This window comes from Pseudopontixanthobacter vadosimaris, from assembly GCF_012979275.1.
Taxonomy (GTDB): Bacteria; Pseudomonadota; Alphaproteobacteria; order Sphingomonadales; family Sphingomonadaceae; genus Pseudopontixanthobacter; species Pseudopontixanthobacter vadosimaris.
Genome location: NZ_JABASZ010000023.1, coordinates 1 through 12,604 on the forward strand (window position 1 = coordinate 1; position 12,604 = coordinate 12,604).

Consider the following 12,604-nt stretch of genomic DNA (forward strand, 5'->3'; position numbering starts at 1 on the left):
TTGGGGTCGTTCCCGCCGCCGGGCGGCAGCCAGGGATTGCGCGGCCCGCCAGCGCGGCCCCTGGCCGGCGGCTCGCCATCGGGAGAAGGCCCGGCAGAGGGTTCGGCACCCGGAACGTCGCCGGGTTCGTCATCCCCGCCACCGCCGCTGCCCTGGCCCCAGGGGCTTTTCCTGCCGGCCATTGCCAGCGCGATCCGTTTCGTGAACCCGTCCATTCTGTCCATGCCCTCATTATAGGCAGCGCCGGGGCAAAAAACAGGGGTTGCGGCAGGGCAATCGAGAAATCCGGGAACGATTTGTGCCGGGCGTGAAAAAACAGGGGTGGCGGGCACGCATTTGCTGCTAGGACGCGGCCCATGGACGAAGCTGCAATCAGGAGCCGCCTTCCCGCCCCGATCGCCCACCGGCTGCAGGCTGTCCGCATCAACGGCGGAACGGTCAGCCTGGTGGTGGACGCGCATGGGCTGGACGAAGGGGCAAGACAGGCGCTGGACCGCGCCGCGAAGGAAGCGCTGCGCGGCGTGGACGGTGTTACCGAGACCCGCGTGGCGCTGGTGGCGGATCGCCCGGCCCCCGCCGCCGGTACGCCAGCGCCGCCGCCAGCATCACCGGCTGCCGAACGGCGCTCAGCAGTTCTTCAGCCCCCGCCTCCCGGCGTGCCGCCGATCATCGCGGTGGGTTCGGGCAAGGGCGGGGTGGGCAAATCCACCCTGACCGCCAATCTGGCGGTGGCGCTGCACCGCGCCGGGCGACGCGTCGGCGTGGTCGATGCCGACATCTATGGTCCCTCTATCGCCAGGATTTTCGCCACCGAAGATGCGCAGCCCGAAAGCGAGGATGGCAAGCTGGTTCCCGTCACCGGCGCAGGCGGCATCCCGGCACTGTCGATGGGGCATTTGATCGAGGCAGGCCGTGCGATCGCCTGGCGCGGCCCGATGATCGCCAAGGCCATGGCGCAATTGATCGACGCGCATTGGGGCGAGGCCGAAATGCTGCTGGTCGACCTGCCGCCCGGCACCGGCGACGTGCAACTGACCATGGTGCAGCGCTTTCGTCCCGCAGGGGCCGTGATCGTGTCCACACCGCAGGACCTGGCGCTGATCGATGCGCGGCGCGCGGCCAATCTGTTCGAGGTGGCCGGTGTTCCGCTGGTTGGCCTGGTCGAGAACATGGCGGGCTACGAATGCCCGCATTGCCACGAAATCAGCGATCCTTTCGGGCGCGGCGGGGTTGAGGCTGCGGCGGCGGGCATGCAGGTGCCCTTCCTCGGCCGCATACCGCTGGCGCTGGAAATCCGCGAAGGCGGCGATTCCGGCAATCCTCCCGCCGCGGGCGAGGGGCCGCAGGCGCAGGCCTTCCACGACGTCGCGAACAAGTTGTCTGACTGGTTGACGCGGCACGGGATCGCCTGAGGATGAAGCTGAGCCGCCGCGGCGTGATCGTCGGGGCGGCAGCGGGCGGGGGCCTGCTGCTCGCCTGGGGATTGATGCCGCGCGAATATGGCTCGCCTCTGCCTGCGGGGGAGGGCGAAACCCCCTTCGGTGCCTGGCTGACGATCGCGCGCGACGGTATCGTGACGGTGGCGGTACCGCAGCTGGAGATGGGGCAGGGGGTCACCACCATCCTGCCGCAGATCGTGGCGGCAGAGCTGGGGGCGGACTGGCGGCAGATCGCCGCCGAACCCGTGCCGCCCGGCGCAGCCTTCGCCAATATCCCGCTCGCCGCCGAATGGGCACCCTTGTGGATGCCGGCCTTTGCCGGTCTTGCCGATGAGCCGGATGATCTGCTGACGCAGCGCTGGGCCCGCGCCGCTGCCTTTACCGCCACCGCCGCCGGTACCACGCTGGCCGCCTTTGAAGGTCCGGCCCGCGAGGCTGCTGCCACGGCCCGCGCCCTCCTCGCCATGGCCGCTGCCGGACGGTGGGACGTGGCGTGGGAAGAATGCCGCGTCGAAGACGGCTTCGTGCTGCACCGGGACCGACGGGCGAGCTTCGGCGAACTGGCGGCGGAAGCGGCGCTGCTGACCCCGCCCGATCCGCCGCCGCTGCGGCCCGAAGCGATGCAGGAGCGGCCCTTTGCCGGCGGCGCAGGCGCGCCACCGGATTTCCCGCGCCTCGACCTGCCGGCCAAGGTCAGCGGGCAGTTCCTGTTTGCAGGCGATGTCCGCCTGCCGGGCATGGTCCACGCCGCCATCCGCCACGGCCCGCAGGGCGGCGCGACATTGCTGCGGTTCGACGAAGGGGCGGCTTCGGGCGTTGCGGGCCTGATCGGCACCGTGCGCGGAGGGCGCTGGCTGGCTGCCGTGGCCGACAATTGGTGGGCGGCGGAAAGGGCGATCGTGGCGATGGAACCGGTCTTCGCGGTAGCGGACCCGGTCGACAGCGTCGCCGTGGAAGCCGCGCTGGACGAGGCGCTGCGCCATGGCTCCGCAAGACGCGTGGCCGAGCGCTTCGCCGACGCTGCGCCGGGGTTCAGGGATGGCGATGCCTTCGCCGCGCCGGACATCGCCCTGCGCTACGATGTCGCGCCCGCGCTTCACGTGCCGCTTGAAACCGCAAGCGCGACGGCGCGGTTCGCCGATGGCAGGCTGGAACTGTGGGTGGCCAGCCAGGTGCCCGAAGCCACCCGGCGGGCGGCGGCGGCGGCGACGGGCAACTCCCTGCGCGACGTGATCCTCTACCCCATGCCCGCAGGCGGCAGTTTCGACGCGCGGCTCGAAACCGGTCATGCCGTGGAGGCGGCACTGATCGCCCGCGCCACGCATCGCCCGGTGCAACTGACATATTCGCGCTGGCAGGAGATGCTGGCCGCTGCGCCCCGCGCGCCCTCCGCCGCGCTGGTGACGGCGAAGCTGGCCCCGGACGGCACGATCACCGCGCTCCGCAGCCGCATCGCCATGCCCCCGACGATGCGCGAGATGGGTCGCCGCATCTTTTCAGGCGAAAGCGCGGCGGAAGCGGTGGCGGACGAGAGCCTGTTCTCCGGCCCCGTAGCCGACCCGCTTACGGTCGAAGGCGCGGTCCCGTCCTATGCCATTCCCGCTGTTGCCGTCGATCACGTGCCGGTCGCCGCCGGCCTGCCCACCAACCGGATGCGCGGCGGCGCGCATGGCCACACCTGTTTTTTCATCGAAAGCTTCATCGACGAGATCGCCGACCGGCGCGGGCGCGAGCCGCTGTCCTACCGCATCGCCATGCTGGGCAATGATGTGCGGTTGGTGGAGTGCCTGCAACGCGCGGCCCGGCTGGGGGAATGGGGCGGGGGCAAGGGGCGCAGCGGACAGGGGCTGGCCTGCCACCGCATGGGCGAGGATACGCTCACGCAAGGCGCGGGCCGCATCGCCTGCATCGCCACGGCGCGCCGCGCGGCAGGCGGCATCGAGGTCAGCCGCATGGTGGCGGCGGTCGATATCGGCCGGATAGTCAATCTCGACATCGCCCGCCAGCAGATCGAGGGCGGGCTGATCTACGGCCTGTCGCTGGCGCTGGGCACGGCAGTTCGCTACGAGAACGGCCTGCCCGTGCAGGGCACGCCCGCCGCGCTGTCCCTGCCGCGCCTGGTGCAAAGCCCGGAGGTCCTCGTCGATTTCATCGCCAGCGACGCGCCGCCATTCGATCCCGGCGAGCTTGGGGTGGCCGTCGCCGCGCCAGCCATCGCCAATGCGCTCCATTCCGCCACCGGCGTGCGCTATCGCCGCCTGCCCCTGCTATCGGATTCCACATGACAAGACAGCCGCAAATGCTCCCCGCCGATCATCCGCCCGTGAACAGCGGGAAGATCGGCCTGCTCATCGTCAATCTCGGCACCCCCGATGCGCCGGACGCGAAATCGGTAAAGCGTTATCTGGCCGAATTCCTGTCCGACCGGCGGGTGGTGGAGATCCCGCCCATCGCCTGGCAACCGATCCTGCGCGGCATCATCCTCAATACGCGCCCGAAGAAATCTGCCCACGCCTATGCCCAGGTGTGGGGAGAGGACGGCTCGCCGCTCGCCGCCATCACCGCGCGGCAGGCCCGCGAATTGCAGCAGCGGCTGGGGCAGGAAGAAGGACGGGGCGTGCAGGTGGATTACGCCATGCGCTACGGCAATCCCTCCATCGACAGCCGCCTGCGGGCGCTAATGGCGGCGGGTTGCGACCGCATCCTGCTGGCGCCGCTCTATCCGCAATATAGCGGCGCGACCACGGCGACGGTGGTGGACAGAACGGCGGACACATTGCGCAATCTGCGCTGGCAACCGGCGCTGCGAACCCTGCCGCCCTATCACGACGACCCTGCCTATATCGAAGCGCTGGCGCAGGATCTGGGGGCGCAGATGGGCGCGCTGGATTTCACCCCCGAACTGCTGCTGTTGTCCTTTCACGGCATGCCGCAGCGCACGCTCGAACTGGGCGACCCCTACCACTGCCACTGCCGCAAGACGGCGCGCCTGCTGACGGAGCGGTTGCAGGCCGAGGGCGCAAGGCCCGATCTGCGGATCGAAACCAGCTTCCAGTCGCGCTTCGGCCCTGCCAAATGGCTGGAACCCGCAACCGACGCCGTGCTGGAAGCCGAGGCGAAGCAGGGGACGAAACGCATCGCCATCGCCGCCCCCGGCTTTTCCGCCGATTGCCTCGAAACGCTGGAGGAGCTGGCGATCAGGGGGCGCGAGCAGTTCACCGCTGCTGGCGGCGAACAATTTGCCGCCCTGTCCTGCCTCAACACATCCCCCGCCGGCATGGAGATGCTGGAGGCCTTGATGCGCCGCGAATTGTCGGGCTGGATTTAGCGCCGCAACCTACTTACACTGCGGTAAGCAAGGAGCATTCCATGGCCACGCTACCCGCCCATTCCGCGCTTGCGCAGCAGTTCACGCATTGGTCGCAGGTCCTGCCGAAACAGGCGCTGGACCATATCCCCGGTGAAGCGGGTGCGCCGCTGGTCGGGCATACCTTCACCCAGCTTGCCGATCCGCATGGCTTCACCCGGCGGATGCATGCCAGATACGGCAAGGTCTACAAGGTGCGCAGCTTCGGCCGCTGGAACGTGGCCCTGCTGGGCGCGGAAGCGAACGAGTTGGTGCTGTTCGACCGGAACAAGGTCTTCTCCTCCGAACAGGGATGGGGACCGGTGCTGGACAGGCTGTTCCCGCGCGGGCTGATGCTGATCGATTTCGACCATCACCGGATGGACCGCCGCGCATTGTCCATCGCCTTCAAGCCCGAACCGATGCGGCATTATGCCGGCGCGCTCAACCGCGGCATCGCGGCGCAGGTGGGCGACTGGGGCGGGGCGATGAAATTCTATCCCGCCATCAAGCAGCTGACGCTCGACCTTGCCGCCGACAGTTTCATCGGCCTGCCCTTCGGCCCGGAAGCGGACCGGATCAACACCGCCTTTGTCGACATGGTGCAGGCCTCGGTCGCGCCGATCCGCAGGCCGCTGCCCTTCACGCAAATGCGCCGGGGCGTGAAGGGGCGCGAATTCCTGGTCGACTATTTCACCGCCGAGACGCTGCGGCGCAGGAAAATGGCGGGTGAGAGCGATGCAGACGGGCAGGACATGTTCAGCCAGTTCGCCGTCGCCACGCGCGAGGATGGATCGCTGCTGCCGGTGGACCAGGTGGTCGATCACATGAATTTCCTGATGATGGCCGCGCATGATACCATCACCTCCTCTGCCACATCGCTGGTCTGGCTGCTGGCGCAGAACCCCGAATGGCAGGAGAAACTGCGCGAGGAGATCATGGCGATCACCGGCGGCCCCGATGAAACCGGCACGCCGCGCGATCTCGCCTATGAGGATCTCGGCAAGCTCGAACTGGTGGAGATGGCCTTCAAGGAAAGCCTGCGGCTGATCCCGCCCGTGCCCTCGACACCGCGCCGGGCGCTGAAATCATTCGAATATGGCGGCTACACCATACCGGCGGGCACCGCCGTCGGCATCAACGCGGCCTTCGTGCATATGATGGAGGAGCATTGGGAGGAGCCGGCCCGCTTCGACCCCACGCGCTTCACGGCCGAAGCGGTAAAGGCGCGGCACAAATATGCCTGGGTGCCGTTCGGCGGCGGCGCGCATATGTGCCTGGGGCTGCATTTCGCCTATATGCAGGTGAAGGTGCTGATGACGCATCTGCTGCAACGCTACCGGATCGAGACGGCGGAAGGCTATGCGCCGGAATGGCAGGCCTGGCCGATCCCGAAACCGAAGGATGGGCTGCAAATAACGCTCACGCCGCTGGACTAGGCAACAGGCTCAGAAATCTATCGCGATGCCGTCCTTCACCCAATCGCCATAGCGGGTGGGTGACAGCCCCTGCGGATCGTCGCGATTCTTTTCCGGCGGTTTCGGCTCGGGCGGGGGCGTATCGCTCCAGTAAGCGGGCTTTTCGAAAGTGTCGGGCCGTTGGGTCGCGCGCTGGGTCATGCGTCGGACATGGGGTCCGCGCAGGCGATTTGCAAATGCGTGATTTCGCATCGACGCTTGCCCGCGATGGTTCTAAGGACGGCGCATGGTCGATATTTCAGGATTGCCCGCTCGCCGCGCTGCCATGCGTATGCTCGATGCCGTGCTGCGCCGGGGCGAGACGCTGGACCTTGCCGAACGCGCGGCGACCAAGGGTATCCACTCCTTTGCCGACCGCGCGCTGGCACGCGCCATCGCCAGCGAAGTGCTGCGCTGGCTTGTCGATCTCGACGCGCTGATCGACAGCGCCACGCAGCGCAATCTGCCCGAGGATGCCAAGCCGCGCACGGCGCTGCGGATCATGCTCGCGCAGTGGCTGCGGCTAGACACGCCGCCCCATGCGGTGATTGCAACGGGCCTGCCGCTGCTGACCGGCGGGCCGCGCCGTCTGGCGCATGGGGTGTTCTCCACACTGGTAAAGCGCGGCAGTTCCCTGCCCGATACGCCGACGCTGCCCGAGGGTGTGGCGGAACGCTGGGGCGAAAGAAGCGCAGCCATCGCCGCCGGGCTTGCCATCCCGCCGCCGCTCGACCTCTCGCTGCGGGATGCGGACCAGACCGATCAATGGACGCGCGAACTGGGCGGCACCAGCCTTGCGCCCGGCCATGTCCGCCTGCCGCGCGGCGTGCCGATCGACCAGTTGCCGGGTTTTGCGGAAGGCGCATGGTGGGTGCAGGATCTGGCTGCCAGCCTGCCCGTGCGGCTGTTGGGGCCGGGCAAGGGCGCGGATGGCGCAGCGAAGCGCGTGCTGGACCTGTGCGCCGCACCGGGCGGCAAGAGCCTGCAACTCGCCGCCGCCGGATGGTCCCTCACCGCGCTCGACAGCAGCGAGAAGCGGCTCGAAATGCTGCGCCGTAACCTCCAGCGCACCGGCCTGACGGCGGAAATCATCACCGGCAACGCCATGGCATGGGAGCCCGCCAAGCAGTTCGACGCCATCCTGCTCGACGCGCCCTGCACCGCAACCGGAACCTGCCGCCGCCACCCCGATGTCATCCACCGTATCGGCAAACGTCAGATCGCCGAACTGGCGGAATTGCAGGCCGGGCTGCTGGCGCGCGCAGCCGACTGGCTGCCGACGGGCGGAAGGCTGGTCTATGCGGTCTGTTCGCTGGAGGAAGCGGAAGGCGAGGCGCAGGCCAGACGCGTGGAACTGACCGGCGATCCGATCACCGCGGCTGAACTGCCCGCCGGGGTCGTCCCCACGGCGGAAGGCTGGCTGCGGACCGATCCCGGCATGATGGCGGATGCGGGCGGGATGGACGGCTTCTTTATCGCCCGGTGGCAGCGCTGAAATTCCTGCGGAGATCCGGCGCCCGGTAAAGCATCCACCAATCGTCGTTCAGCCTTCGGCCCTGACCTTGTTCTGGAAGCTTTTCCGCAGCTTCAGCAGCTTCGGCGGGATGGTGGCCATGCAATAGGGGTTCGCCCGGCCTTCGCCCTCCCAGTAATCCTGATGATAATCCTCGGCCGGGTACCAGGTCGTCGGTTCCTCGATGGTCGTCACGACCTTGCCATCATGCGCTTCATTGGCGCGGGCGATAGCGGCTTCGGCCTCGGCGCGCTGGTCTGCGTCCAGCGGGAAGATGGCGGAGCGGTATTGCGTGCCGACATCATTGCCCTGCCGGTTCAGCTGCGTCGGGTCATGCGTGCCGAGGAAGACGTCGAGGATCTCGGGCAGCGAAATCGTGTCGGTGTCATAGGTCACGCGGATCGCCTCGGCGTGGCCGGTGGTGCCGCTGCACACTTGCTTGTAGGTCGGATCCGCCGTGTCGCCGCCGATATAGCCGCTTTCCACTTCATACACGCCGATCACGTCCTTGAAGACGGCTTCGGTGCACCAGAAGCACCCCCCGGCGATGATGGCCTGTTCTTTTGCCATGTTTTCAATTCTCCTGTTCCTTGCGCAGGAGATAGGAAGCGCATCGGCGCTTGTCACGGGCCGGCAGTGCCCTAATGTAGCGAGCACGACAGATCAGGGGAAATTCGATGCGCCTTATATTCAAATTCGCCGCAGCCACGGGCCTGGCAATCGCCGCGCCCCTCGCGGCCCATACCGAAGGCCATGCGGCTTCCACCACCATGTCGGCGGCAAACCAGCAGGCGATGCAGGCGGCGCTGGCCGATGCCCGCCGCGCCGACGACAGGGCGCGCGATCCTTTCCGCAACCCTGCCGAAACGCTGGCCTTCTTCCGTGTCGAACCCGGCATGACCGTCGTCGATTACATGCCCGCAGGCGGCTGGTACACGCGGGTGCTAGTGCCGTATCTCGGCACGAATGGCCGCTACATCGGCCTCACGCCCGACCCCGCTGCCGCCGATAATGAACGCTTCGCCACCTATTTCGCCGGTCTGCCGAAGGATTACAGCGACAATGTCGGCAAATGGAACCTGGCAGGCGCGCCCAGTTTGGTGGCCGCCACCGGCGCTGCCACGCTGGAGCCCTACCAGGGCGAGGTCGACCGCGTGCTGATCTTCCGCGAAATGCACAATCTGTATCGTTCGGGCGTTCTGCATTCGGAACTGACGCGCATTCGCAATCTGCTGGCCGATGACGGGATGCTGGGCATCGTGCAGCACCGCGCGAAGCCCTGGGCGAGCGGCGATTACACCAATGGCAACAATGGCTATCTGCGCCAGCAGGACGTGATCGGCCTGGTGGAGGCGCATGGTTTCGAGCTTGTCGGCACGAGCGAGGTGAACGCCAATCCGCGCGATACGGCCGATTACGAAGGCGGCGTCTGGGAACTACCGCCCGGTATGCGCGGCAATATAGAAGCCCGCCGCGCAATCGGTGAAAGCGACCGGATGACGCTGCTGTTCCGCAAGCGGTAAGGCGGAACCCATGGTGCAGGTGACGGTCGCCGCGCTGCAATTGCAGCTCGGCGTGGGCGACATGCAGGACAATATCGCCGCCGTATCGGACCTCGTGGCCGATGCGGCGGCGCGCGGCGCACAGATCGTACTGCCGCCCGAACTGTTCGCCGGCGGCTATTTCTGCCGGGTGGAGGACGAGGCGCTGTTCGCGCTCGCCAGCCCGACCGCTGAACATCCGTCCGTGATCGCGATGCGCAAACTGGCGAAAAAGCTGAAGGTGGCGATCCCCACCAGCTTCTTCGAACGCGACGGCCACCATTATTACAACACCATGGCTATGGTGGGGGCCGATGGCGAGATCATGGGCACCTATCGCAAGAGCCATATTCCCGATGGGCCGGGGTATGAGGAAAAATACTATTTCCGCCCCGGCAATGACGGTTTCAAGGTGTGGGACGTGGCCGGGACGCGCATCGGCGTGGGCATCTGCTGGGACCAGTGGTATCCCGAATGCGCGCGCACCATGGCGTTGCAGGGCGCGGAGCTGCTGTTCTATCCTACCGCCATCGGGTCCGAACCCTATGATGCCGAATTCGACACCAGCCGGTTGTGGCGGCGGGCGATGCAGGGCCATGCCGTGTCGAACTGCATGCCGGTAATCGCCGCCAACCGCATCGGGGCGGAGGGGCCGGAAGGCGCAGTGCAGACCTTCTACGGCCACAGCTTCATCACCGACGAATGGGGCGACATCGTGGAAGGATATGCAGAAGGCGAAACCGGCGCATTGGTCGCGACGCTCGACCTTTCGCGGGCGGCAAGGCACCGCGCCGGCATGGGTTTCTTCCGCGACCGCAGGCCGCAATTATACACCCGCATCTGCGAGGATATCTGAGCAGGCACGATCGGGCGAGCGGGGCAGCGAATGCAGGAATATCTGGTCGCCACCGGGTCCAACATGCGCCACGCAATCCATGGCGGGCCGCGCCAGATCCTGATCGCGGCCGAGGCAGCGGTGCGGGAAGCGGGCGTGCGGATCCTCGCCACCGCGCCCCTTGTCGCCAGTCGCCCGCTCGGCCCGTCCCGGCGGGTGTATGCCAATGGCGCATGGCATCTTGCGGCCAGTCACGATCCGCCCGCGATGCTGGCACTGTTGCAACGTCTGGAACGGCATTTCGCGCGCCGCCGGCGGGGGATGCGCTGGCAGGCGCGTACGCTCGATCTCGATATCGCGCTGTGGAGCGGCGGATGCTGGCACGGGGCAGGTGCCGCTCCCCCCCTCACCATACCGCACCCCGAACTTATCCGCCGCCCCTTCGTAACCGGCCCGTTGAGCGCCATAGCCCCCTGCTGGCGCGTGCCCGGCACCGGCCTGACGCTGCGCCAGCTGCATGCCCGCTTGACCGCGAGCCAACCGCTGCCTAGTGGAACCCGCGGTGGGGCCCTTAGCTCAGTCGGTAGAGCAACTGACTTTTAATCAGTAGGTCGCTGGTTCGAACCCAGCAGGGCTCACCACTTCCATAGAAACACCTGAAAAGCTTGGAAAACTGTCGCAGCGACGGTCGGAAACCACTGTTGTCTCCACAATGGGTCTACACAGTGGGAGCGGCGATGAGGCTGTAAGTCGCTCAATACCCTCAGTTTTTCGCCATTATGGCGTCTCCACACGATGTCTACACAACAAGCGTCGCTGGATCGTTCAAAAGCGTGGCATTTTCCATGTCAGAAGGCGCGTTCCACACACTCTCGTAGAGACGGTGGGCAAGCGGGAAATCTGGCACTCTCTCCGCACCGAGTCTGAGACTGAGGCATTCCGCCGTTCGCACAGCGTTCTTGCTCAAATCGAATCCACTTTGACGGCGGCTCGATCAGTGCTTGGGAAGAATGTCGATCCGACGCTTCTGGAACCGTGGCAACAAGAGTCGGTCCCTGTAAGCGCAGCGAGTGACCTGAACCTGTTCATCCCTGAAAGGGACCGCGCAGTCGTTGAACCGATCACCTTTGGCGAAGTGTTCGACAAGTTTCTGGCTGACCCAACTCAGGACTGGTCCGCCAGAACCCGTCTGGCATACGAGACCACCAAACGGCTTGCGATATCAATAGTCGGTGCTTCGACGCCTATGAGTGCGATCACACGGGCAGCCTGTCGCGAATTTGTCGAGGTTCTGCGATACTTGCCTAAGGGCGCATCAAGAGCATTCCCTCATCTATCCGCAAAAGAAGCTTCTCTTCACGCCAAGGCGACGGGCTATGAGAATGTGATCAGCGCGTCGAATGCCAACACGTACCTCAATAAGGTTTGCGTAGTGCTCAACTGGGCTGTTCGAGAGGAGCTTCTCGCGCGAAATCACCTTCGCGGGCTTCGGCTTGCCGATCCGATCGCTCGTCTTGAAAAGCGCCATCCGTTTTCAGATCATCAGCTTGAGGCTATCTTCACCGCTCCCTTGTTCACTGGCTGTAGCGATGACGGACATGGCTATGCAAAGATCGGTGATGCGAGGCCCAAGGGAACACGTTTCTGGGTGCCTCTGATCGCACTCTTCTCTGGAATGCGGCTGAATGAAATCTGCCAGTTAGATGTCACTGACGTGCGAGCAGTCGAAGGCGTTGAATGCTTCGTTGTGAGCGTAAAATCTCTTGTTGGGTCATGTGACAAGCACCTGAAGACAAGCGGAAGCGAACGCGTCATCCCGATCCATTCCTATCTTAAGCAGCTTGGACTGGCGGAGTTTGTGAAGGGTCGTGTGAAGGCAGGGGAGAGCAAGCTCTTCTTCGACATCTGCCCCGGACAAAACGGGTTTCGCTCGACGGCCTTCAGCAAGTGGTTCGTCCTGTTTCTTGAGAAGGCAGGTGCCAGAATGCCTCGCACGAGCTTCCACTCGTTTCGGCATTGTTTTCGAGATGCGTTGCGGCGCGCACGGGTGGATCGGGAGATCGCGATGACCTTGGGTGGCTGGGGCAATGGGTCGAAATCTGGCTTGGATGTATCGGACTACTATGGCCGTGGATTCGAAAGTTCTCTTCTATCAGCCGAGATCGAGAAGGTGACCTTCGAGCAGATCAATGCGCTTCGCGCCTTGACCAGCTTGGCGAAAAACTGAGGGTATTGAGCGACTTACAGCCTCATCGCCGCTCCCACTGTGTAGACCCATTGTGGAGACAACAGTGGTTTCCGACCGTCGCTGCGACAGTTTTCCAAGCTTTTCAGGTGTTTCTATGGAAGTGGTGAGCCCTGCTGGGATTAGCCGATGATCACCGTCGCGAAGAGCCTTTGCCAACGCTTCTCTCGCCCCAGAAGAGCGTGTCTGAAGGCTGCTGAGGACGGTTGAGACCCACTGTTCCTCATC

At 65.6% G+C, this 12,604-nt stretch carries 11 protein-coding genes, 1 tRNA gene and 1 pseudogene; 10 read left to right on the forward strand and 3 right to left on the reverse strand.

Features of this window, described 5'->3' with window-relative positions:
- Positions 1–224: pseudogene (locus HG250_RS05050) on the reverse strand (hypothetical protein); the annotation flags it as partial.
- 132 nt (positions 225–356) lie between these two features.
- Between HG250_RS05050 and HG250_RS05055 the strand changes: the two are divergent.
- The 4 genes from HG250_RS05055 to HG250_RS05070 are packed head-to-tail and all read left to right on the forward strand — an operon-like array spanning position 357 to position 6,224.
- Positions 357–1,412, forward strand: a complete 1,056-nt coding sequence (locus HG250_RS05055) for an Mrp/NBP35 family ATP-binding protein (protein ID WP_170003332.1) — start codon at positions 357–359, stop codon at positions 1,410–1,412.
- 2 nt (positions 1,413–1,414) lie between these two features.
- Positions 1,415–3,724, forward strand: coding sequence for a molybdopterin cofactor-binding domain-containing protein (locus tag HG250_RS05060; RefSeq protein ID WP_170003334.1), 2,310 nt, complete (start codon positions 1,415–1,417; stop codon positions 3,722–3,724).
- Between the two features lie 14 nt (positions 3,725–3,738).
- Positions 3,739–4,767 carry a ferrochelatase gene (hemH, locus tag HG250_RS05065; RefSeq protein WP_420821309.1) on the forward strand — a complete coding sequence of 343 codons (1,029 nt, stop codon included), beginning with the start codon at positions 3,739–3,741 and terminating at the stop codon, positions 4,765–4,767.
- Positions 4,768–4,808: 41 nt separating this feature from the next.
- A complete protein-coding gene (locus tag HG250_RS05070) occupies positions 4,809–6,224 on the forward strand; it encodes a cytochrome P450 (RefSeq protein WP_170003338.1) in 1,416 nt (471 codons plus the stop codon).
- A 9-nt stretch (positions 6,225–6,233) separates the two neighbouring features.
- Here HG250_RS05070 and HG250_RS05075 read toward each other — a convergent pair whose 3' ends face one another.
- Complete coding sequence (locus HG250_RS05075; RefSeq protein ID WP_170003340.1) at positions 6,234–6,404, reverse strand: DUF1674 domain-containing protein; 171 nt, start codon at positions 6,402–6,404, stop codon at positions 6,234–6,236.
- 85 nt (positions 6,405–6,489) lie between these two features.
- On the opposite strand from HG250_RS05075, the gene HG250_RS05080 reads away from it, so the two are divergent.
- Positions 6,490–7,737, forward strand: a complete 1,248-nt coding sequence (locus HG250_RS05080; protein WP_170003342.1) for an RsmB/NOP family class I SAM-dependent RNA methyltransferase — start codon at positions 6,490–6,492, stop codon at positions 7,735–7,737.
- Between the two features lie 48 nt (positions 7,738–7,785).
- Here HG250_RS05080 and msrA read toward each other — a convergent pair whose 3' ends face one another.
- Entirely contained in the window at positions 7,786–8,325 is a 540-nt protein-coding gene (msrA, locus tag HG250_RS05085; RefSeq protein WP_170003344.1) for a peptide-methionine (S)-S-oxide reductase MsrA, read from the reverse strand.
- Positions 8,326–8,432: 107 nt separating this feature from the next.
- Here msrA and HG250_RS05090 point away from each other — a divergent pair, with 107 nt between their 5' ends.
- The 5 genes from HG250_RS05090 (at position 8,433) to HG250_RS13085 (ending at position 12,358) form a co-directional block, all read left to right on the forward strand.
- On the forward strand, positions 8,433–9,278 hold the full coding sequence (locus tag HG250_RS05090; protein ID WP_170003346.1) for a class I SAM-dependent methyltransferase: 846 nt from the start codon (positions 8,433–8,435) through the stop codon (positions 9,276–9,278).
- Positions 9,279–9,288: 10 nt separating this feature from the next.
- Complete coding sequence (gene aguB, locus HG250_RS05095) at positions 9,289–10,152, forward strand: N-carbamoylputrescine amidase (protein WP_170003348.1); 864 nt, start codon at positions 9,289–9,291, stop codon at positions 10,150–10,152.
- Between the two features lie 63 nt (positions 10,153–10,215).
- Positions 10,216–10,734, forward strand: coding sequence for a 2-amino-4-hydroxy-6-hydroxymethyldihydropteridine diphosphokinase (gene folK / locus HG250_RS05100; RefSeq protein WP_240956926.1), 519 nt, complete (start codon positions 10,216–10,218; stop codon positions 10,732–10,734).
- Positions 10,697–10,772: transfer RNA gene (locus tag HG250_RS05105), tRNA-Lys, on the forward strand. The genes folK and HG250_RS05105 overlap by 38 nt, the downstream gene beginning before the upstream one ends.
- Before the next feature lie 71 nt (positions 10,773–10,843).
- Positions 10,844–12,358 (forward strand): DUF6538 domain-containing protein, encoded by a 1,515-nt coding sequence (locus tag HG250_RS13085; RefSeq protein ID WP_338103865.1) that lies wholly within the window; start codon positions 10,844–10,846, stop codon positions 12,356–12,358.
- The last annotated feature ends 246 nt before the right edge of the window (positions 12,359–12,604 follow it).